The 20,979-nt window shown below is 71.5% G+C and carries 19 protein-coding genes and 1 pseudogene; 11 read left to right on the forward strand and 9 right to left on the reverse strand.

Annotation, left to right across the window (positions count from 1 at the left end; translation table 11 throughout):
• The first annotated feature begins 77 nt into the window (after positions 1 to 77).
• The 3 genes from ACWEVN_RS33000 to ACWEVN_RS33010 all read left to right on the forward strand — a co-directional run bounded on the left by ACWEVN_RS33000 (position 78) and on the right by ACWEVN_RS33010 (position 2,777).
• Positions 78 to 623: an acVLRF1 family peptidyl-tRNA hydrolase gene (locus ACWEVN_RS33000; RefSeq protein ID WP_452053870.1), complete on the forward strand. Its 546-nt coding sequence runs from the start codon at positions 78 to 80 to the stop codon at positions 621 to 623.
• Between the two features lie 138 nt (positions 624 to 761).
• Entirely contained in the window at positions 762 to 2,390 is a 1,629-nt protein-coding gene (locus tag ACWEVN_RS33005) for an ABC-F family ATP-binding cassette domain-containing protein (protein WP_310977090.1), read from the forward strand.
• A 177-nt stretch (positions 2,391 to 2,567) separates the two neighbouring features.
• The gene (locus tag ACWEVN_RS33010; protein ID WP_003071237.1) at positions 2,568 to 2,777 is read left to right on the forward strand and encodes a helix-turn-helix domain-containing protein; all 210 of its coding nucleotides are present in this window, start codon (positions 2,568 to 2,570) and stop codon (positions 2,775 to 2,777) included.
• Here ACWEVN_RS33010 and ACWEVN_RS33015 read toward each other — a convergent pair.
• Together ACWEVN_RS33015 and ACWEVN_RS33020 are read right to left on the reverse strand one after the other, a co-directional pair.
• Positions 2,764 to 4,116 carry a glycosyltransferase 87 family protein gene (locus tag ACWEVN_RS33015; protein ID WP_452053871.1) on the reverse strand — a complete coding sequence of 451 codons (1,353 nt, stop codon included), beginning with the start codon at positions 4,114 to 4,116 and terminating at the stop codon, positions 2,764 to 2,766. The genes ACWEVN_RS33010 and ACWEVN_RS33015 overlap by 14 nt on opposite strands.
• A gap of 32 nt (positions 4,117 to 4,148) precedes the next feature.
• Positions 4,149 to 5,003 carry an LLM class flavin-dependent oxidoreductase gene (locus ACWEVN_RS33020; protein WP_449683172.1) on the reverse strand — a complete coding sequence of 285 codons (855 nt, stop codon included), beginning with the start codon at positions 5,001 to 5,003 and terminating at the stop codon, positions 4,149 to 4,151.
• 72 nt (positions 5,004 to 5,075) lie between these two features.
• Between ACWEVN_RS33020 and ACWEVN_RS33025 the strand changes: the two genes are divergently transcribed.
• Positions 5,076 to 5,507 (forward strand): MarR family winged helix-turn-helix transcriptional regulator, encoded by a 432-nt coding sequence (locus tag ACWEVN_RS33025; RefSeq protein ID WP_452053872.1) that lies wholly within the window; start codon positions 5,076 to 5,078, stop codon positions 5,505 to 5,507.
• Positions 5,508 to 5,605: 98 nt separating this feature from the next.
• The gene (locus tag ACWEVN_RS33030; protein WP_452053873.1) at positions 5,606 to 7,477 is read left to right on the forward strand and encodes an ABC transporter ATP-binding protein; all 1,872 of its coding nucleotides are present in this window, start codon (positions 5,606 to 5,608) and stop codon (positions 7,475 to 7,477) included.
• Between the two features lie 125 nt (positions 7,478 to 7,602).
• On the opposite strand, the gene ACWEVN_RS33035 is transcribed toward ACWEVN_RS33030, so the two are convergent.
• On the reverse strand, positions 7,603 to 8,763 hold the full coding sequence (locus tag ACWEVN_RS33035; RefSeq protein ID WP_449683175.1) for a serine hydrolase domain-containing protein: 1,161 nt from the start codon (positions 8,761 to 8,763) through the stop codon (positions 7,603 to 7,605).
• A 108-nt stretch (positions 8,764 to 8,871) separates the two neighbouring features.
• Positions 8,872 to 9,600 (reverse strand): SIS domain-containing protein, encoded by a 729-nt coding sequence (locus ACWEVN_RS33040; protein WP_449683176.1) that lies wholly within the window; start codon positions 9,598 to 9,600, stop codon positions 8,872 to 8,874.
• 117 nt (positions 9,601 to 9,717) lie between these two features.
• On the opposite strand from ACWEVN_RS33040, the gene ACWEVN_RS33045 reads away from it, so the two are divergent.
• From ACWEVN_RS33045 to ACWEVN_RS33060, 4 genes and pseudogenes are all read left to right on the forward strand, one after another.
• A complete protein-coding gene (locus tag ACWEVN_RS33045; RefSeq protein WP_452053874.1) occupies positions 9,718 to 10,473 on the forward strand; it encodes an alpha/beta hydrolase in 756 nt (251 codons plus the stop codon).
• Positions 10,474 to 10,568: 95 nt separating this feature from the next.
• A complete protein-coding gene (locus ACWEVN_RS33050) occupies positions 10,569 to 11,825 on the forward strand; it encodes a cyclopropane-fatty-acyl-phospholipid synthase family protein (RefSeq protein WP_310977082.1) in 1,257 nt (418 codons plus the stop codon).
• 89 nt (positions 11,826 to 11,914) lie between these two features.
• Positions 11,915 to 13,123, forward strand: coding sequence for an LCP family protein (locus ACWEVN_RS33055; protein WP_452053875.1), 1,209 nt, complete (start codon positions 11,915 to 11,917; stop codon positions 13,121 to 13,123).
• A 38-nt stretch (positions 13,124 to 13,161) separates the two neighbouring features.
• Positions 13,162 to 13,548 (forward strand): annotated as a pseudogene (locus ACWEVN_RS33060) (GNAT family N-acetyltransferase); the annotation flags it as partial.
• Between the two features lie 141 nt (positions 13,549 to 13,689).
• Here ACWEVN_RS33060 and ACWEVN_RS33065 read toward each other — a convergent pair.
• The 4 genes from ACWEVN_RS33065 to ACWEVN_RS33080 form a co-directional block, all read right to left on the reverse strand.
• Complete coding sequence (locus ACWEVN_RS33065) at positions 13,690 to 14,151, reverse strand: peroxiredoxin (RefSeq protein ID WP_452053876.1); 462 nt, start codon at positions 14,149 to 14,151, stop codon at positions 13,690 to 13,692.
• A gap of 73 nt (positions 14,152 to 14,224) precedes the next feature.
• Positions 14,225 to 16,042 carry a putative bifunctional diguanylate cyclase/phosphodiesterase gene (locus tag ACWEVN_RS33070; RefSeq protein WP_449683188.1) on the reverse strand — a complete coding sequence of 606 codons (1,818 nt, stop codon included), beginning with the start codon at positions 16,040 to 16,042 and terminating at the stop codon, positions 14,225 to 14,227.
• A 237-nt stretch (positions 16,043 to 16,279) separates the two neighbouring features.
• Complete coding sequence (locus tag ACWEVN_RS33075; RefSeq protein ID WP_449683189.1) at positions 16,280 to 17,740, reverse strand: cytochrome P450; 1,461 nt, start codon at positions 17,738 to 17,740, stop codon at positions 16,280 to 16,282.
• 168 nt (positions 17,741 to 17,908) lie between these two features.
• A complete protein-coding gene (locus tag ACWEVN_RS33080) occupies positions 17,909 to 18,826 on the reverse strand; it encodes an AraC family transcriptional regulator (protein ID WP_452053877.1) in 918 nt (305 codons plus the stop codon).
• Positions 18,827 to 18,907: 81 nt separating this feature from the next.
• On the opposite strand from ACWEVN_RS33080, the gene ACWEVN_RS33085 reads away from it, so the two are divergent.
• Together ACWEVN_RS33085 and ACWEVN_RS33090 are read left to right on the forward strand one after the other, a co-directional pair.
• On the forward strand, positions 18,908 to 19,306 hold the full coding sequence (locus ACWEVN_RS33085) for a pyridoxamine 5'-phosphate oxidase family protein (RefSeq protein WP_449683183.1): 399 nt from the start codon (positions 18,908 to 18,910) through the stop codon (positions 19,304 to 19,306).
• The gene (locus tag ACWEVN_RS33090; RefSeq protein WP_452053878.1) at positions 19,306 to 19,761 is read left to right on the forward strand and encodes an NUDIX hydrolase; all 456 of its coding nucleotides are present in this window, start codon (positions 19,306 to 19,308) and stop codon (positions 19,759 to 19,761) included. Before ACWEVN_RS33085 ends, ACWEVN_RS33090 begins: the two co-directional genes overlap by 1 nt.
• A gap of 48 nt (positions 19,762 to 19,809) precedes the next feature.
• On the opposite strand, the gene ACWEVN_RS33095 is transcribed toward ACWEVN_RS33090, so the two are convergent.
• Positions 19,810 to 20,883 (reverse strand): ribonucleotide-diphosphate reductase subunit beta, encoded by a 1,074-nt coding sequence (locus ACWEVN_RS33095; RefSeq protein WP_363998036.1) that lies wholly within the window; start codon positions 20,881 to 20,883, stop codon positions 19,810 to 19,812.
• Between the last annotated feature and the right edge of the window lie 96 nt (positions 20,884 to 20,979).

The following is a 20,979-nucleotide window of genomic DNA, read 5'->3' on the forward strand; positions in this document are numbered from 1 at the left end:
ACACACTACTACCGCCCCACCCCCACCGACCCGATCTTGGTCTGTGTGTTAACCAACCGCACCGAACGCCACATTGGGTGCGTTGGACGCACCGAACGCCACACGTCCGGGTGATCGCGGCCGACGGCAGCTCCGCGACCGCCACCGTCCCGTTCGGCCCCCTCGGAGAACCGTCGGTGGCCGGGCTCGTCGCCCGCGTGCTGGTGCCGCGACGCCTCGCGCTCGTGGTGGTGCGGCGCAGAAGCCACAGCGTCGGCATCGCGCGCGACGGCCGGATCGAGGTCTCCCGCACCGACCGCCACCTCGTCCAGGGCCGCTCCGCCGCGGGCGGCTGGTCGCAGCAGCGCTTCGCCCGGCGTCGCGCGGGGCAGGCCCGGCAGGCGCTGCAGGACGCGGCGAAAGACGCCTTCGAGGTGCTGGTCCCGCGGTTGTCCAAAGTGGACGCCGTGGTGCTCGGCGGAGACCGGCGGGCCCTCGACGAGCTGCGGGAGGACCGCCGGCTGGCCCCGCTGTTCGCCCGCGCCGAGCCCCGCGTCCTGAACGTCGGGGAGCCCAGCCGGGCGGTCCTCGACGAAGCCGCGGTGCGGGCACTGTCCGTGCTGATCACGCTGCACGACGGGTGAGCCTGCGCACGTCCGGGGAAAAGCGCTCGACGGTGCCCCGTACACTGGGCTTCGTGGATATCCAGCTGGAGTGACGCCGCGGCCTGAACGGCCGCCTGACGCTGTCCTCCGTACGCCCCTTTTCCACGGGAGTTTCCCTTGATCACGGCCACCGGCCTTGAGCTGCGCGCGGGTTCGCGCATCCTGCTCAACGGCGTCACCCTCCGCATCCAGCCCGGCGACCGCATCGGTCTCGTCGGCCGCAACGGCGCGGGCAAGACCACCTCGCTGAAGGTCCTCGCCGGCGAAGGCGAGCCGCACGCGGGCGACGTCCGCCGCACCGGCGAGCTCGGCTACCTGCCGCAGGACCCGCGCGAAGGCGATCTTTCGGTCACGGCGAAGGACCGTGTGCTCTCCGCGCGTGGTCTGGACAAGCTGATGCGCGACATGGAAAAGGCGCAGGCCTCGATGGCCGAGCTCGTCGACGACGCCGCGCGCGACAAGGCCATCAACCGCTACGCCCGGCTCGAAGAGCGCTTCGCCTCCCTCGGCGGGTACGCCGCGGAGAGCGAAGCCGCGCGGATCTGCTCCAACCTGGGCCTCGCCGACCGCGTCCTCGCGCAGACGCTGCAGACGCTTTCCGGTGGTCAGCGCCGCCGCGTCGAGCTGGCGCGGATCCTGTTCGCCGCGGCCGAAGCCGGCGCCGGCGGCAAGTCCGAGACGATCCTGCTGCTCGACGAGCCGACCAACCACCTCGACGCCGACTCCATCAACTGGCTGCGCGGCTTCCTCAAGCAGCACGACGGCGGCCTGGTCGTGATCAGCCACGACGTCGAGCTGCTGGCCGACGTGGTCAACAAGGTCTGGTTCCTCGACGCCACCCGCGGCGAGCTGGACCTGTACAACATGGGCTGGCAGCGCTACCTCGACGCGCGCGCCACCGACGAGAAGCGCCGCCGCCGCGAGCGCGCCAACGCCGAGAAGAAGGCGTCGGCGCTGCAGCAGCAGGCCGCGAAGCTCGGTGCGAAGGCCACGAAGGCCGTGGCGGCCAAGAACATGGCGCGCCGCGCGGAGCAGATGCTGTCCTCGCTCGAGGACACCCGCCAGGCGGACAAGGTCGCCCGGATCAAGTTCCCGGAGCCCGCGCCCTGCGGCCGCACCCCGCTCACCGCGGAGGGCCTCTCGAAGTCGTACGGCTCGCTGGAAATCTTCACCGGCGTCGATCTCGCCATCGACCGCGGTTCGAAGGTTGTCGTACTCGGGCTGAACGGCGCGGGAAAGACGACTTTGCTCCGGCTGCTCGGCGGAATGGAAACCCAGGACACCGGATCCGTCGTTCCGGGTCACGGATTGCGTTTGGGCTATTACGCACAGGAGCACGAAACTCTTGATCATGACGCGTCGGTGTGGGAAAACATCCGACATCTCGCTCCGGACACCGGAGCGCAGGAGTTGCGGAACCTGCTCGGCTCGTTCCTCTTCACCGGCGAACAACTCGACCAGCCGGCCGGCACGCTTTCCGGCGGCGAGAAGACCCGGCTCGCGCTGGCGGGCCTGGTCTCCAGTGCTGCCAACGTGTTGCTGCTCGACGAGCCCACGAACAACCTCGATCCGGCCAGCCGGGCCCAGGTCCTGGACGCCTTGCGCAGCTTCGCCGGTGCTGTCGTCCTGGTGACGCACGACCCGGGTGCGGTCGAGGCGCTGGAGCCCGAGCGGGTCATCCTGCTCCCCGACGGAACCGAGGACCACTGGTCGGCGGACTACCTCGAACTCGTCCAGCTCGCCTGAGCCTGCGTCCATTCGGGTGCAAGATCACTCGCCGTAGAGCACTGGAATGGCCCAATGTGATCGCAATTTCGGCTGTTTCGCGTCTGTCGTCTGGCATTCCGGCGCTCAGTGTTCGATCATTGCCCCGGCAGGGGCCGATATGTGGCCCAGAACACTCTCGGCGGGAAGGCGATCGACGTGGCTGATCTCAAGAAAGGCGCGCGGATCACCGGCAACACGCGCGACAAGCTGGCCGCTGACCTGAAGAAGAAATACGAGAAGGGCTCGAGCATCCGGGCACTGGCGGAGTCGACGGGGCGGTCCTACGGGTTCGTCCACCGGGTGCTGTCGGAGTCGGGCGTCCAGCTGCGGGGGCGCGGCGGGGCCACCAGGGTCAAGAAGAAGTAGTCGCGGACTGCTGCGCGGGGGGCGCAGCGGGAACTTCGGCCACGCGGAAGGCCAGGTGGGCCCCGAGCAGGACCAGCGGGTACACCAGGTAGCCGTACCGGGTGGCCGGGGTGAGCAGGATCAACGCGCCGAGTCCGACGGCGATGCGCAGCAGTGCGGCGGAGCCGTTCGCGGGGGGCCGGCGCACCAGCCAGACGACCATCGCCACGGCCGCGGCGCCGACGAGCGCGAACGCCGCCACCTGCCCGACCGGGCCGGTCTCGGCGATCAGGTGGCCCGGCAACGGGCTGGCCGCGGGCGAGCGCACGGCGCCCATCCCGAGCGGGAACCGGAAGACGTGCTCGACGAACGCCGCCGGATCCACCAGGTACACCGGCAGGTGCAGGGCGGCCGTCGTCGCCACCAGCGCCGCCGCGAACCGGCCCAGCGCCGCCCAGTCGAGCCCGTTCCCACGACGGACCAGCACGAGGACGGCGAGCACCGCCGCGGCGGGCGCGACGATGAGCTTCGCGCTGACGACCAGCGCCAGCACCAGGCCCGACCAGGCGATCCGCCCGGTGGCCGCGAGCGCGCAGCTGAGCACCAGCAGGCCCACGATGGCCAGGTCCGGCCCGGCCACGGCCCAGGTGAGCGCGGTGAGCGGGCAGGCCAGCGCGAGCTGCGCGGCGCCGACCGGCACCTTCGGCCACTTCAGCAGCTTCAGCGTGCCCAGCACGCACGCGCCGGCGGCCAGCGCGAACATCCAGCGGGCGTCGGTGAGTGCGTTCGCCACCGGGGTGCCGCCGAACAGCGCCCGCGGCAGGCCGAAGACCGCCATCACCGGGCCGTACGGTGTGTAATCGTTTACCTCGGGGGCCCGCCCGAGCGCGCTGACGTCGACGTACGGGGTTCCGTGGTGCAGCAGCAGATCCGCGGACCGCTCGATCACCCAGACCTCGGGCTGCGCGGCCCACGAGAACGGCGTGATCAGCCAGTCCACTCCGGTCAGGCGGCGAATCACCAGGAGCGTCAACGGGAGGATCATCGCCAACAACGCGACGGCGACGATGCCGCACCAGCGTGAACCGAGTACGCCACGCGGCGTACGCCCGCTTCGTGCGGACAGCAGCAGGTACCCGCTGTGCACCACGCCGAAGCCGTACGCCACGGTCGCGAAATTGCCCCAGACGCGGTAGCCGTAGAACTCCGACACCAGCGCGGTCGGCAGCGCGAAAGCCAGGCAGGCCAGGTAGAACCCCAGGTCCCAGCGCAGGGGCGCGGCCTCTCCGGTGCGCGGCGGTGCCGTGAAGAGCCGGGCCGCGCGCCGCCATGCGGGCGCCTGGCCCACCTCCGTTTCCACGTCGCCAGGCTACCGAGGGCCCGCCGCCCGGTTCAGCCGACGTCTCGCAGGCGGGGGAGCAGCTTCGCGGCCGCCTCGGACGCCGCGACGACGTCTTCGCGGCCGGCGGGCATCAGCACCAGCTCGGTGAAGCCGGCATCGGTGTAGCTCTGCGTGAGACGCAGCGCGCTGTCCGCATCGGACGGCAGCCGGAACTGGACGGCCCGGCGGATCGACGCCGGATCCCGGCCCACCGCCGCGCAATGCGCGTCCAGGACGCGCGAAAGCCGTTGCAGCTCGGCGATTTCCGTTCCGGGCAGGGCCGCGTTGAGCCAGACGTCGGCGTGCTCGGCGACGACCCGCAGACCGCGTTTTTCGCCGCTGCTGCCCAGCCACAGCGGGGGTTTCGGCCGTTGCGCCGGCTTCGGGTCGCTGATCGCGCCGGTGAGCGTGTAGTGACGGCCGTGGAAGGTGGTTTCCGGCCGGGTCCACAGCAGACCGAGGATTTCGCAGGTTTCGGCCAGTCGTTCGACGCGTTCGACCGGTGCCGGCGTCGGCGTGCCCATCATCGCGTCGGTCAGCGCGTCGCCGCCCGCGCCGAGGCCGACGTCGAGCCGGCCGCCGGACAGGTGGTCGACGGTCGCGGCGATCTTGGCGAACGTGCCCGGGTGCCGGTTGGTGTTGCCGGACACCAGGCAGCCGATCCGCACCCGCTTCGTCGCCTCGGCCATCGCGGCCAGCAGGCTCCAGCCGTCGAAGACGTCTCCGGTGCGGTCGGGGCCCATCGGCGCGAGGTGGTCGAACACCCAGCAGCCGTCGAACCCGGCGTCGTCGGCGATCGCCCAGGTCTCACGGAGGGCGGCGATGCCGAGGTGCTGCTGCGGGGGTTTGAGCCCGATGGTGGTCATGGGGAGCTCCTGATCGTCAGTTGTACAAATCATCAGTCAGGCTGACGATCAGCGTAGGTGTAGAGTCTGTGCGTGTCCAGTGCGCCCCTCGCCGTCAGCCAGCGGCTCGGTTACCTGCTCAAGCACGCCCAGCTGCGGCTCGCCGAGCTGGCCGAGCCGCTGTACGCGCCGCTCGGCGTCACCGGGCGGCAGCTCGCGCTGCTCACGCTCTTCGGGGACGGGCCGGCGCAGTCGCAGCAGGACGGCGCGGCCCGGCTCGGCGTGGACCGGACGACGATGGTCGCGCTCGTCGACGAACTGGAGGCCAAGGGCCTGGTCCGGCGCGAGGTCGCGCCGGGGGACCGGCGCAAGCGCCTCGTGCTGCTCACGTCCGAAGGAGAGCGGGTTCGCGAGGCGGGCGTGGAAGTCACGCGGCAGGCGGAGGCACTCCTGCTGGAGCCGCTCTCCGCCGAGGATGCCGAGCGGCTGCGCGCCGCCCTGCACCAGGTTGTTCGCGCCGAGTGAACGACCTCGGGAAGCAAACGGACAACAGGGGCGTTGTCCAGGTCATATCCGGCAAAAACCTCGGCTTATGTAGAGGTTTCTGATCCTGGGGGTTTCCCGTGGACAACATGTGGGGGCTGTGGAGCTCGGCGATGCGCGCCGGCGACGCGCCGAAGGCGCTCACCCGCGGCACGCTCAAACGCGTGGCGCGCTTCGCCCGGCCGCACTGGCGGCGGCTGCTGGCTTTCCTCGTGCTCACCGTGGTTTCGGCGGTGCTCGCCGTGTCGACGCCGGTGCTGGCGGGCAAGGTGGTCGACGCGATCGTCGGCGGCCACGACGTCGCCGTCGTGGTCTGGCTCGCCGTGGTGATCGCCGTGCTGGCGATCGCCGACGCCGGGTTCGGCCTGATCGAGCGGTGGCAGTCCGCGCGCATCGGCGAGGGCATCATCTACGACCTGCGGCGCGCGGTCTTCGAGCACGTGCAGCGCATGCCGATCGCGTTCTTCACGCGCACCCGCACCGGCGCGCTGGTCTCGCGGCTCAACAACGACGTCATCGGCGCGCAGCGGACGTTCACCGCGACGCTGTCCGGGCTGGTCACCAACGTCATCCAGCTGGCGCTGTCGCTGGCCGTCATGCTGACGCTGTCCTGGCAGGTCACCCTGATCGCACTGGTGCTGCTGCCGATCTTCGTCGTCCCCGCGCGCCGGCTCGGCCGCCGGATGGCCGGGCTGCAGCGGGAAGCCGCGAACCTCAACGCCGGGATGACCACGCAGATGACCGAGCGGTTCTCCGCGCCCGGGGCGACGCTGGTGAAGCTGTTCGGCCGGCCGGTGCAGGAGGCCGACGACTTCGGCGTGCGCGCCGGGCGCGTGCGGGACATCGGCGTCCGGACCGCGATGCTGACCCGCTGGTTCATGACCAGCCTGACCCTGGTGTCGGCGCTGGCGCAGGCGCTCGTCTACGGCCTCGGCGGGTACCTGGCGCTGACCGGGGCGCTGGCCCCCGGCACCGTCGTCGCGCTGGCCCTGCTGCTGACCCGGCTCTACGCGCCGCTGACCGCGCTGGCCAACGTGCGCGTCGACGTCATGACCGCGCTGGTGTCGTTCGAGCGGGTCTTCGAGGTCCTCGACCTGGAGCCGATGATCAAGGAGAAGCCTTCCGCGCGGGCGCTGGCTCCGGCGGGCGGGGTGTCGGTCGAGTTCTCCGACGTCCGGTTCGGGTACCCGGCGGCGGACCGGTACTCGCTGGCTTCGCTGGAAGACGTCGCGACTTTGGACCACCGCGGCGGGGAAGAGGTGCTGCACGGGATCTCGTTCCGGGCCGAGCCGGGGCAGATGGTCGCGCTGGTCGGGTCGTCGGGGGCGGGGAAGTCGACGATCGCGTCGCTGCTGCCGCGGCTCTACGACGTCGACTCCGGCTCGGTGCGGCTGTCCGATGTGGACGTCCGGGAGCTGACTTTCGCTTCGCTGCGGGAAACCGTCGGCGTCGTGACCCAGGACGGGCACCTCTTCCACGACACGATCCGCGCCAACCTGGCGTACGCGCGTCCCGGCGTCACCGACGACGAGATCTGGGAAGCCCTGGAGCGGGCCCGGCTCGGCGAGCTGGTCCATTCGCTGCCGGACGGCCTCGACACGACGGTCGGCGAGCGCGGCTACCGCCTCTCCGGCGGCGAGCGCCAGCGGCTGACGATCGCGCGTCTCCTGCTGGCCCAGCCCAAGGTCGTCATCCTCGATGAGGCGACCGCCCACCTGGACTCCGAGTCCGAGGCGGCGGTCGGCGAGGCCCTGACCCACGCCCTGGCCGGCCGCACGGCCCTGGTCATCGCCCACCGCCTCTCGACGGTCCGCGCCGCCGACCAGATCCTCGTCCTCGAGCACGGCGAGATAGTCGAGCGCGGAACCCACGACGAACTCCTCGCCGCCGGCGGCCGCTACGCCACCCTCCACGCAACCCAGTTCGCCGACGAGGAACCCGCCGTGGCGTGATCCGGGCCGGAACTGGCGTGATCCGGGCCGGATCTCGCGTGATTGGAGCCGTAACTCGCGAGTTCCGGCCTCAATCACGCCAGTTACGGCTCCAATCACACGGGTTACGGCCCTGATCACGTAGGTTACGTGTGCGGGAGGGCGGCGTAGAGGGCCTGGACCAGGGCCATTTTGCGGGGGTCGTCGCGGATGAGGGGGCCGAGCTGGTTGAGGGTGTAGCCGAAGGCGATGCCGTTTTCCGGGTCGGCTCCGCCGGTGGAGCCGCCTAGGCCGTCGTGGCCGAAGGCGGTGGGGTTGGGGCCGAAGCCGCGGGCGTCGCTGCCGAGGTAGAAGCCCAGGCCCCACTCGTTGGGGAGGCCGAGGATGGCGTCGGTCTCCTTGCCCTGGCTCTCGCGGGCCCGGGCCAGCGCGGCCGGGGACAGGAGGGTGCCGTCGGCGATGGCCGCGTAGATCGTGGCGATCGCGCGGGCCGTGCCGTGGCCGTTCAACGCCGGCATGACCGCCTGGCGCCAGGCCGGGTCGTTCGCGTCGTGGCCCTGGACGCGCGGGTTCATCAACGCCGCCTGCGCGACCGGGCCGGCGGCGGCGAACGCCGTGGCCAGCGCGTTCGCCATTTCCTCGGTCATTACCGGATCCACCAGGGTCGCGCAGCGGTCGAGGTCGGCCGCGGACGCCAGGCCGATCGAGAAGTCCGCGCCCAGCGGTCCGGCGACCTGCTCGGCGAAGAACTCGCGGATGCCCTGCCCGGCGACCCGCTGCACGACCTCGCCGACGAGCCAGCCGAAGGCCAGTGCGTGGTAACCGCCCGCGGACCCGGGCTCGGTCAACGGTTCCTGGGCCGCGTACCGCGACGTCATCAGGTCCCAGTCGTAGAGCTCCTCGATCGCCACCGGCCGGTCCAGCCCGATCCCGGGCACGCCGGAGCGGTGCGAAAGCAGCCACCGCACCGGGATCTCCGCCTTCCCGGCCGCGGCGAACTCCGGCCAGTACTTCGCGACCGGCGCGTCGACGTCGAGCTCGCCCGCGTCGGCGAGCCGGTGCGCGCACAGCGCCGTCATGCCCTTGGTCGTCGACCAGACGTTGGCCAGGGTGTCCGGCTGCCACGGCCGGTCACGCTCCGGACCGGACCACCCGCCCCACAGGTCCACCACGACCTCGCCGTCGCGGACGGCGGTGAAGGCGGCCCCCAGCTCGCCGCGGGAGCGGAAGTTCTCCTCGAAGGCCTCGCGCACCGGTTCGAAGCCGGGTGCGCACTCGCCGTGCACCGTCGCCGTGGCACTGTCCATCGGACCTCCTCCGGGAGCGACCGGTCCACACCGACCAGTCGGTATGTCGACGCTAGAACCGCCGGGCACGCGGCGTCAAGACGTGCCCGGCCGGTGCTTGTTCACCAACTAGCGCAGGCGGGGGACGATTTCACCGTACTTCGCCAGCAGCCCGGCGTTCGCCTCGTCGCCACCCTCCACATTGGAGCTCCGCCACAGCGGGACGTCGAGGCCCTCGGCCGTTCCGCGGTCGTAGACGTCGGCGAGCACGAGGTTCCACAGGAACGCGTTGACCACAGTGGACAGCGGGGCGGTGCGCGGCGCGGCCGGCGGGTAGCTCGCGTCACCCGGGACGACGAGCGAGTCCAGCACGACCGTGCCCTGCTCGACCAGCGTGCTCGACGACCGCCGCGGCGCCGCGGCCACGCACGCCCGCGACGTCACCGCGATCACCGCCGCACCCCGCTTGCGCGCCTCGATGCACAGCTCGACGGGGTAGGGGTTGACGCCGGACGTCGAGAACACCACCAGCACGTCGTCCGGGCCCGGCGCGCGCTCGGCCAGCACCTCGGCGGCCAGGCCGCTGCGCCGCTCGGTCTGCGTGCTGGGTACCGCGCCGTGCAGCGGGAGCAGGTCCGGGTGGTAGAGCGGGTAGACGCAGGCCAGCCCGCCGGCCCGGTAGAACGTCTCGGCGACCGCGGCCAGCGAGTGCCCGGCGCCGGCGGTATAGACCAGTGCGTCGGCCCGGATCACCCCCAGCACCAGGTCCGCCGCGGCCCGCACCGCTTCGGCGTTGGCCCGCTCGACTTCCGCCAGCTGTTCGGCGACGCTGCCTGCGATGTCCGTGGCGCTCACCACACCCACCCTTCCGTCGGGGATCGGGCGCCGAATCTACCGTGCGGACCACTTCGCGCGGTGGAATAGCCGGGTGGGGGACCGAGGTTGACCCGGATGCGGGGGAAGAGGAGGACGCGGGTGGTCGAGGTGGATCCGGCGGTGTCCGTGTGGAAGGCGCGCGGGCGGACCGGGGCGGTCGTGCTCGTGCTGCACGGCGGCGCCGAGCGGGGCACGGGCAGCGTGCCGCCCTGGAAGCTGGCCTATCTGAGGATGATTCCGATCGCGCGGGCCCTGCACCGGGCCGGCCGCAAAAGCGGCTTTTCGGGGGGCCCGGGTGGCGGAGCCCCCGGCTCGGGGCGAAGCCCCGATGGTCACGGCGGTGTCGAGGTCAGGCTGCTGCGCAACCGCCGCTACGGCTGGAACGCACCCTCCGAGGACCCGATCGAGGACGCCCGCTGGGCCCTTGCGCGCATCCACGCCGATCACCCGGGCCTGCCGGTCGTGCTGGTCGGTCACTCGATGGGGGCACGGGTCGCGCTGCGCGTGGCCGACGACCCGGCCGTGCGCGGGGTGTGCGCGCTGGCGCCGTGGACGCCGCGGGGCGAGCCGGTGGCGGCCGTCGCCGGGCGGTCGGTGCTGATCGTGCACGGCACCCGCGACCGGATGACGAGCCCGGCGGAGTCCCACGCCTTCGCCGAACGGGCCGCGGGCGTGGCCGCGCGGGTCGCCCGGTTCGAGATGGCGAACGAAGGCCACGCGATGCTGCGCCGCGCCCGGGTCTGGACCCGGCTGACCGTGGCGTTCACCCTGGACCTGCTCGCCGGCGACGACGGCGGGACCCTCCGCGGGGCGTGGGCCGCCACCGGGCCGCAGCGGCTGCGGATACCGGTGTGAACACGCCCCGAACAGGGCATTCGCCGAGACGCGCCGCGGGGGTGCGGCGACTAGGATCGATCACCGGCGAACCTGGCCGGCCGGAGGGAGTACCCGTGACCACTTCGAGCGCTGACCGGGCGTCGGCCCGGGACGTCCCGGACGGGACCCGGTGGCCGGGCCTGGCCACCCCACCGCACTCCGCGCTGCGCGCGCGGATCGCCGCCGCGCTGTTCCGCCGCGCGGTGCGCCCGCTCGACGTGCGGGTCAGCTTCCCGGACGGCACCGTGCTCGGCGCCGGCGGCCCGGAGTCACCCGAAATGCGGATCCTGCGGCCCGAGGCGTTCTTCCACCGCCTCGGCGTCGACGCCAAGATCGGCTTCGGCGAGTCCTACATGGCCGGTGACTGGACCGCGTCCGACCTCGCCGAGGTGCTGACGCCGTTCGCCGAGCGGATGGCCACGCTCGTCCCGCCGGCGCTGCAGAAGTTCCGCCGGCTCGCCGAGCGGACGCAGCCGCCGTCGGAGGAGAACACCCTCGAGGGCGCGCGGGCGAACATCCACCGGCACTACGACCTCTCCAACGACCTGTTCGGCGCCTTCCTCGACCAGTCGATGACGTACTCCTCCGCGCTGTTCGCGCCGGGCGACGACGACCTCACCGCCGCCCAGCACCGCAAGATCGACAGCGTGCTCGACTACGCGGGCGTCCGCGACGGCAGCGAAGTCCTCGAAATCGGCACCGGATGGGGTGAACTCGCCATCCGCGCCGCGGCCCGCGGCGCGCACGTGACGTCCTTGACCATCTCGGAGGAGCAGCGCGCGCTGGCCACCGAGCGCATCGCGGCGGCCGGGTTCTCCGATCGCGTCGAAGTGAAGCTGTGCGACTACCGCGAGTCGAGCGGCAAGTACGACGCCGTGGTCAGCGTCGAGATGATCGAGGCCGTCGGCGCGTCCTATTGGCCGGAGTTCTACCGGGTGATCGGCGAGCGGCTGCGCCCGGGCGGGCGGTTCGGCCTGCAGGCCATCACCATGGACCACGACCGGATGCTGGCGGCGTCGCGGGCCTACAGCTGGGTCCACAAGTACATCTTCCCGGGCGGGCTGATCCCGTCGGTGCGCTCGGTCGAGGAGGGCGTCAAGGCGAACACCCGGCTCAAGCTGGCCGGGATGCGCGAGTTCGGCCAGGACTACGCGCGCACGCTACGGTGGTGGCGCGAACGGTTCCTGCACCGCTGGGCCGACATCGCCGGGTTCGGGTTCGACGACGTCTTCCGCCGGATGTGGGAGTTCTACCTGGCCTATTCCGAGGCCGGGTTCCGGTCCGGGTACCTCAAGGTCCACCAGTTCGGCTACGAGGCAACCGGCCGGTAACCGCAACCCGACCCCGGTGCCGGGCGTCCTCCTTCCGAGGACGTGCGGTGTACTGACGACGAGAAGTTTGTCCGGATCGGGATTGGGTGATGGTGATGACGTACCGTGGCGACGACGGCGGGCGCCGGATGCCGCCGCCCCGGCCGCCGGCCGGCCGCTCCCGGGACCACCAGCGCGCGCAGATGATGCCGCTGCCCGGGCGGGGCCGGAGCCCGTACGACGAGCGCACCCGCCCGATGGGCACCCGCGAGCCCGAGTACGCCCCGCCGCCGCCCCCGCGGCAGGACCCGCCGCGCCGTCCGGTCCAGGACGACTACCCGCCGTCCCGGCCGCCCCGCCGGCGCCGCTGGAGCTTCGGCAAGGTCCTGGGCGCCCTGGTGCTCGTCCTCGTCGTCTTCCTCGCCGGCATCTGGATCTACCTCGAGTTCTCCATCAAGCGCGTCGACGCGCTGGCCGACTACTCCGGCCGCCCGGTGGCCGCGTCCGGCACCAACTGGCTGATCGTCGGCTCGGACAGCCGCGAAGGCCTGACCGCCGAGGACGAGGAGCGGCTCGCCACCGGCGACGTCGCCGCGGCGGGCGGCGGGCAGCGCACCGACACGATCATGGTCGCGCACATCCCGGACACCAGCACCAAGCCGACGCTGCTGTCGCTGCCGCGCGACTCGCAGGTGTCGATTCCCGGGCACGGCAAGAACAAGATCAACGCGGCGTTCTCGCTCGGCGGCCCGAAGCTGCTGGCGCAGACCGTCGAAGGCGCCACCGGGCTGCACATCGACCACTACGCGGAGATCGGCTTCGGCGGGTTCGCCAAGATCGTCGACGCGATCGGCGGGGTCGACATGTGCATCGACAAGGACATGAACGACACGATGACCGGCATCGACATCAAGGCGGGCTGCCAGTCCCTGGACGGCCGGTCGGCGCTGGGCTTCGTGCGGATGCGCCACAGTTCGGCGACACCGCGTTCGGACCTCGACCGCGTCGCCAACCAGCGCAAGTTCATCGGCGCGCTGGTCAGCCAGATCGCCAGCCCGGGCACGCTGCTGAACCCGTTCGACTTCTTCCCGCTGCTGTCCTCGGCGCCGGACGCGCTGACCATGGACTCGGGCGACCACGTGCACAACCTGGCCGGCCTGGCGCTGGCGATGCGCGGGATCTCCTCCGGGGGCGTGGTGACCACGACGGTGCCGGTGACCAGCGGGTCGGCGGAGAACTGGGACAAGGCCAAGTCGAAGCAGCTGTTCGACGCGCTGAAGAACGACACCGAGGTGCCCGACAGCGTCATCGTGAATTGAGTCGCGCCTGACCTCCCGGCCGGGGCACCATGAACTGCATGGAAGCCCCGGCCGAGACCTACCGTGACGGTGACCTGACGCTGACCCGCTGGCACCCGGGCGACCGCCCGACGCTGACCGAGGTCGTCAGCGGCTCGCTGGCGCACCTGAGCCCGTTCCTGATCTGGGCCGCCGGCGGCTACACCGACGACGACTCGGCGGAGTTCCTCCGGCTGACCGCGAAGCGCTGGGAGAGCGGCGAAGCGTACGAATACGCGCTGCGGCTGGGCGCGGAGGTGGCCGGCGGCATCGGCGTGATGACCCGCGACGGCGGCGTCGAGATCGGCTACTGGCTCGCGGCCGGGTTCGTCGGCCGCGGCCTGATGACCCGCGCCGTCGCGCTCCTGACGGACGAGGCCTTCCGCCTCGGCGCCGGGTACGTCGAGATCAAGCACGACGAGCGGAACGTCCGAAGTGGAGCGGTCCCCGCCCGGCTCGGCTTCACCGAGGTGCGCACGGAACCGGCGGAGAAGCCGCTGGCGCCGTCGTGCACGGGCACCAACCGCGTGTGGCGGCTGACTCCCCCGCTAGGAGACCTTGTTCCGTTCCCGCAGCACCTTGAGCGCCTCGTCGGCGTGAACGGTGAAGTTCAGCTCGCTCTTGATCTTCGCGATGACCTTCCGGTCCTCGCCGATGACGAAGGTGGCGCGCTTGGTGTGCAGCGGCACGAGTTTGCGCCACACGCCGAACTGCTTGGCGACCGCACCCTCCACATCGGACAGGAGCGGGTAGTCGAAGCCGTTCGCGTCGGCGAAGGCGCGCTGCTTGGTGATGGCGTCCGGGCTGATGCCGACGCGGTGCGCGCCGACCGCCGCGAACTCCGCCGCGAGGTCGCGGAAGTGGCAGCTCTCGGCGGTGCAGCCCCCGGTCATCGCGGCCGGGTAGAAGAACAGGACCACGGGCCCGGTGACCAGGAAGTCCGAGAGCGTGCGCTCCTGGCCCCGGTCGTCGGGCAGCGTGAAGTCGGGGGCGAGGTCTCCGGCGTCCATGGACGTCCCTTCTCGTCGGCGGCAGAACCCATCCTGCCGGTCGTTCGGAGCCGCCGGGCAACCGGCTTGGTCCTCACTTCCGCGGGTGCCGCGCGATCAGCTCGTCGACCTCGTCGCCCGTCGCCGAATCCGCCACGAACGGCCCCCGTGCCGCGACCACTCCCAGCTGGCGCAACCGGGCCGCCTGCTCGTGCGTGCGCACCCCCTCCGCCCCCACCTTCAGGTGCAGCTCACGCGCCCGGGTGATCAGCTGGGTCAGGTGGCGCAGGTCGGACTCCGCCGGCTCGTCGGTGTCCAGCGCGTCGACCACCGGGCCCGACAGGATGACGTGCCGGACCGGGAGGCGGTGCTGCGGGATCAGCTCCAGGTCCGCCGAGCCCGAGATCGTCAGCACCAGCTGCGCGCCCAGGTCGGCCAGGACCGACAGGGAGTCCAGGACTTCGCCGCGCGGGTCGAGCATCGAGTCGCGGTCGGTGCACAGGCGCAACGCCCGCGCCGGGAGCTCGTGCTTGTCCAGCTGCTCCTTCACCAGCAGCACCAGGTCGGGGTCGATCGCCAGCCGGGCCGGGAGCCGGACGCAGACGTCCGGGGCGGCATCGCCCAGGCGCGTGCGCCAGCGGGCCGTCGCCGCCAGGGACTCGGCAAGGAGCCAGCGGCCCAGCGGGACGGTCATGCCCGTGGTCTGGGCCAGCGGGTAGAACTCCTCGGAGCCGAGCTCGCCCTTCTCCGGGTGGTTCCACCGCAGCCCGGCGTTGACCGCCGCGAGCTCGTCCGGCCGGGACAGCTTCACCGTGGGCTGGTAGACCAGCGAGAACTCGCCGTTCTCCAGCGCGCCGGCGATCACCGCGCCCAGCTGGTAGCGGCCGCGGTCGCGGGCGTCCAGCTCCGGGTCGAACAGCATCCACTGCGCCTTGCCGGCCTCTTTGGCCCGGTGCAGCGCGATTTCTGCGGCCCGCAGCAGTTCCGCCGCGCCGCCCTCGACCGCCGCGCGCACGACGATGCCCGCGCTCGCGCTGACGCCGATGCCGTGCCCGCCCAGGTAGATCGGCTCGTTGAGGTCCTCCAGGGCCCGCTCGACCAGCCCGATGACCTCGGTCGCGGCCAGCTCGCCGCGCAGCAGCACCGCGAAGCCGTCGCCGGACAGCCGCGCGACGAACCCGTCGTGGTGGCCGGTGAACACCGCCGACAGCTTGTTCGCGACCCCGCGCAGCACCTGGTCGCCGACCCCGGCGCCGAGGCCGTCGTTGACCACCTTGAAGCCGTCGACGTCGAGGTAGATCAGCGCGATGTCGTCGCGCGCGCCGGCGCCGAGCGCGGCCTCCAGCTTGGTGGTGAACGACGACGCGTTGGGCAGCCCGGTCAGCGGGTCGTGCACGTTCTGGTGCAGCAGCCGCTCCTGCAGCAGGTGCAGCTCGTTCGCGTCCGACACCATCAGCACCGGGTAGATCGAGCCGGGCCGGTCGCCGGGCAGCCGGGCGAGCGTCACGTCGGTCCAGAGCTGCCCGTCCTCGGTGTGGTCGAGCAGCATCCGCTCCTGGTAGCGGTCGCGCCCCGCGCGCACCTGTTCCAGGCCGGCCGCGAGCCGCGAGACGTCGTGGTCGGTCGAGCCGAGGCCGGTGATGTGCCTGCCCCGCAACCGTTCCGGCGAGCAGCCGAGCAGCTGGCCGAGCGCGAGGTTCGCCTCGACGATGGCGCCGTCGGGGTCGGCCAGCGCGATGCCCATCGGCGAGGCGGCGTACAGCGCGGTGAACCGCAGCAGCGCGCCGTCGTGCTGCGAGCCGGCTTGGTCGACCGCGTCGTGCGCGACCTCCAGCAGGAGAGCTTCGAGCTCTTCCGGGGGAAGCGTTACTCCTTTGGTGTCGGCCAACGTCGCCGCCCACCGCCGCGCCACGTCCAGTAGCCCTGACGCGGCACCGGGTTCAGGCACACTCCACCTCTTCACGCACAGGTATGGCCAGGTCGGACACGGTGTCGGGGATCATGAAGCCGCACCAGGCAGCCTTCGCCCACGATCGATGCCACGCCATCATGTGTGTCACGGGGTGTCTACCGGCTGAACGAGTGAACGAATCTCCACAAACGGTAACGTTTCGTTACCTAGTGTATGCGGCGGTGGACGGTCGCCGGGTCAGCGACGGGTCAGGTGGACCGGCAGACCGTCCGCGGGCACCGGCAGCGAGACGTAGTCCCAGCGCGCGGTGTAACTCTCCGGAACCGACCAGCGGTAGGCGCGCAGCAGTTCGTGCATCAGCAACTTCACCTCGAGACCGCCGAAGTGGAGCCCGATGCACTTGTGCGCGCCGCCGCCGAACGGCATCCACGCCATCCGGTGCGACTTGTCCTCGCGCCGCGGTTCGGCGAAGCGCTCCGGGTCGAACGCGAAGGGGTTCGTCCAGCACTCGGGCGTGAAGTGGTTGATGGTCGGCGAGACGCCGACGAGCGTGCCCGCGGGGATGTAGTGGCCGAGGACCTCGGTGTCCTTGACGGTCTGGCGGGTCAGCGACGGCACCGGCGCCACCAGCCGCAGCGCCTCCTTCATCACCAGGTCGAGGGTTTCCAGCCGGTCGACGGCCTCGATGTCGAGGACGTCGTCGCCGAGGGCCAGCGACTCCGCGCGGGCGCGTTCCTGCCACTCCGGGTGCTTGGCCAGGTAGTAGGCCATGGCGCTGCTGGTGATGGTGGTCGTGTCGTGCGCGGCCATCATCAAGAAGATCATGTGGTTGACGATGTCGGTGTCGGAGAACCGGTCGCCGTCCTCGGTGGTGGCCTGGCAGAGCGCGGCGAACAGGTCGTCGCCGCCCGAACGCCGTTTGGCGGGCAGGGTTTCACCGAAGTAGCGCTCCAGGACCCGGCGCCCGTGCAGCCCGGCCGACCAGCGTCCGCCCGGCACCGGGAAGCGCACGAAGGCGGTGCCGGCCCGCACGCAGCTGACGAACGCGCGGTTGATCCGGGCGGCGTCGGCGCCGCTGGGCATGCCCATGAACACGCGGGTGGCGACGTCGAGGGTCAGCTGCTTGAGCGCCCAGTACAGCCGCGGCCGCTCGCTCGCGCCCCAGCCGGCGACACCTTCGCGCAGCGCGGGACCCATCTCGCCGACGTAGCCGGTCAGCCGCGGGCGCGTGAAGGCCTCCTGCATGATCCGGCGGTGCAGGTGGTGCTCGCCGAAGTCCATCAGCATCAAGCCGCGCTCGAAGAACTTCTCGATGAAGAACTTCCAGCCCTCCTGCGAAAACGCCTTGTCCTTGTTGACGAGCGCGATCTGCGTGGCCTCGGGCCCGGACAGCGCGACGATCCGGCGGCCGAACCCGCCGGTCCAGGACACCGGGCCGTAGAGCTCGTGCCGGCGCAGGCCGAACGCCGGGCCGAACCGCATCATCTCCAGCATGTGCCCGACCACGGGCGGACCTTCGTCACCGAGCACGGGCTTGAGGCCGCTGCCCGCAGGCGGCGTCGCGAGTTCCTTGACGGGCCACCGCGACTGCAGCCACCGTTCGTCGACCTTGTGCGGCAGGGGGAGAGCGGTCAGGGGCGGCACGCGTTCGCGCAGTGCTTCGGCGGCTCGGCTCACGGTGCCCGGCAAAGTGACCATCTCCTGCGTCGAGATCGGTTGTCCGTCCACGATGCACCCTTGTTGACGCTCTGACAACACCTGCGGCGCCGTCTTTTCGGGTGATCGGTGCGCACCGCCTGCGGCCGCGCGGCGGTGGGTCGGCTGGCATCGGAAGTGATTGTCACCGGCTGGACGTGACGGAGCGGATCAGCCGGAGGTGGCTTTGCGTCGGGACTCGCTCGGGGTGACACCCCGGACCCGCTTGAACGCCGCGCTGAACCCGAAGGCGTCGGCGTACCCGACCTGCCGGGCGACCTCCGAGACGGTGGCGGCGGGCCGCTCGGCCAGCAGGTCGGCGGCGAGCGCCATCCGGCGGCGGGTGAGGTAGGTCAGCGGCGGCTCGCCGACGAGCTCGGCGAACCGCTTGGCCAACGTCGAGCGCGCCACCCCGGCCCGCTGGGCCAGCGCGGCGACCGTCCACGGCGCCGCGGGTTCGTCGTGCAGCAGGCGCAGCACCGGGCCGGCCACCGGGTCGCGCTGGGCGCTCCACCACGCCGGTGGTTCGCCGCCGGGCCGGTCGAACCACGCGCGCAGCGTGCAGACGAGCATCCAGTCGAGCAGCCGGTCGAGCACGACCTGCTGGCCGGGCGTGTCGGCGGCCACCTCGGCTGCGAGGTGGTCCAGGACGGCGTCCCCGGTGCCGCCGCCGTCCACGCGCAACACGGGCGGCAGGGCGTCCAGCAGCGGACGGCTGACCTCGCCGCCGGCCGGGTAGGCGCCGACGATCAGCGTGGTCGGGCCGTCGCCGTCGTCGCGCCAGCCGCGCCGGTGCCGCGTCCCGCCCAGCTCCGTGGCGGCGCAGTACTCGCCGCACGCGACCGGTTCGGCGCCGGTGCCGAGCTCGTCGACGAAGGTGAAGGTGCCCGGTCCGCGCACGACGACGGTGTCGTAGGCGCTCAGCGGCTCGGGTTCGCCGTGCTCGGGGACGATCCAGCCGCCGCCGGAGAGCGCGGTGCACATGGTCAGCGGGGCGCCGTCGACGAAGTGCAGGGAGAACGGCGGGGTGACGGCGGAGCTGCCGAACAGCGAGCCGTGGGCCCGCACGCCGCGGAAGAGGTCGTCCACGGTCTCGAGGTTAGACGAATGGACAGGGATTCCGGTGTTTCACCCATGGGATCGTCCGACCGGCTCCGGTTCACTGGACCCATGCTGACTTCCGACGACCTCGAATTCCTCCGCCGTCCCCTGCACGGGTTCCTGACCGTGGCCGGCGCCGAGCCGCGCCCGGTCTGGTTCGAGGCGGCCGACGACGGCACGCTCCAGCTGTTCTCGGAGCCGGACGCGCCCAAGGTACGCCGCCTGCGCCGCGACCCGCACGCGTCGATCGTGGTGGCGGCCCCGGTGGGCGAGCGCGAGCGCTGGGTTTCGGTGGCCGGCCGCGTCTCGATCGAGCCCGGCGGGGCACAGGAGCTGGCGCAGCGCTTGGCGGCGCGGTACTGGGACCTCGACGACCCGGACCGCGCGGCCGACGCGAAGGCGATCCGGGACACGGAGCAGGTGAGGCTGGTGCTGCACCCGGAAACCGTGCGGCGCTACGCGTTCTGATGGCCGGGCTCCCGCTCCGGGACCGAGCGGGGAACGTGCTGCTCGCGGTGCGGCGGGTCGCCGAGAGCGCGCTGCCGCCCGTGGCTGCCTCGCTGGTCGTGGTCCGCCACGCCGGCGCGGTCCTGATGATGTTCGACAAGCGCCGCGGGCAGTGGGAACTGCCCGGCGGGATGCGGGAACCCGGGGAAACCGCGCGCGAGGCCGCGGCCCGCGAACTCGCCGAGGAGACCGGCATCCACGACGTCGCGCTGACCTTCGCCGCGGTGGCCGAGTTCGACCTGGCCGATCCCGGGCGGCGCGAGTTCCTCGCCGTCTACCGGGCCGAGCTCGCCGCGGCGCCCCGGCTCGTCCTGAGCGAGGAAGGACTCGGCTTCCGGTGGTGGTCGCCGCGGGAGGCCGTCGGCTCGGACCTGAGCCCGTTGGATGCGGAGCTGGCCACGCGGGCGACGACGTGAAACGGCCCCGCCCTGGTTCACCGGGGCGGGGCCGTGTGCTTCAAGGACTCAGTCCCAGTCGAGGGCGCCGCCCGACTGGTACTCGATCACGCGGGTCTCGAAGAAGTTCTTCTCCTTCTTCAGGTCCATCGCCTCGGACATCCACGGGAACGGGTTCTCCGTCTCCCCGAAGATCGGGGCCAGCCCGATCTGCTGCGCCCGCCGGTCGGTGATGAAGTGCATGTACTGCTCGCACAGCTGCGCCGACAGCCCGAGCATGCCGCGCGGCATCGTGTCGCGGGCGTACTTGACCTCGAGCTCGCACGCCTCCTTGAGCATCCCGCGCACCTCGGCCTGGAACTCCTCGGTCCACAGGTGCGGGTTCTCGATCTTGATCTGGTTGATGCAGTCGATGCCGAAGTTCAGGTGGATCGACTCGTCGCGCAGGATGTACTGGTACTGCTCGGCGATGCCGACCATCTTGTTCCGGCGGCCCAGCGACAGGATCTGCGCGAAGCCGGTGTAGAACCACATGCCCTCGAAGATCACGTAGAACGCCACGAGGTCCCGCAGGAACGCCTGGTCGGCCTCCGGCGTGCCGGTCTCGAAGTCCGGGTTCTCCAGGTTCTGCGTGTACTTCAGCGCCCACGCGTCCTTGTCCGAAATGGACGGGACCTCGCGGTACATGTTGAACAGCTCGCCCTCGACCAGGCCGAGGCTCTCGCAGATGTACTGGAAGGTGTGCGTGTGCACGGCCTCCTCGAACGCCTGGCGCAGCAGGTACTGGCGGCACTCGGGGTTGGTGATCTGCCGGTACACCGCGAGCACGATGTTGTTGGCCACCAGCGACTCCGCGGTCGCGAAGAAGCCGAGGTTGCGCTTGAGCATCTGCCGCTCGTCCTCGGTGAGGCCGTCCGGCGACTTCCACAGCGCGATGTCGGCCTGCATGGCGACCTCGGTCGGCATCCAGTGGTTGTTGCAGCCGGCCAGGTACTTCTCCCACGCCCACTTGTACTTCATGGGCAGCAGCTGGTTGACGTCGGCGCGCGCGTTGATCATGCGCTTGTCGTCGACGTTGATCCGGGCGGCGCCGACCTCGATCTCCCCGAGGCCGGTCGCGTCCGTCGTCTCCACGTTGGTCATGTCACTCACTTCAGGCTGGCGGGGTCGTGAGTGGTAATTAGGGTTAGAACCCTAATTACCACTCACGACAAGCCGCGGCAGACCTTGCTAGGCCTG

Source organism: Amycolatopsis sp. NPDC003861 (assembly GCF_053605405.1).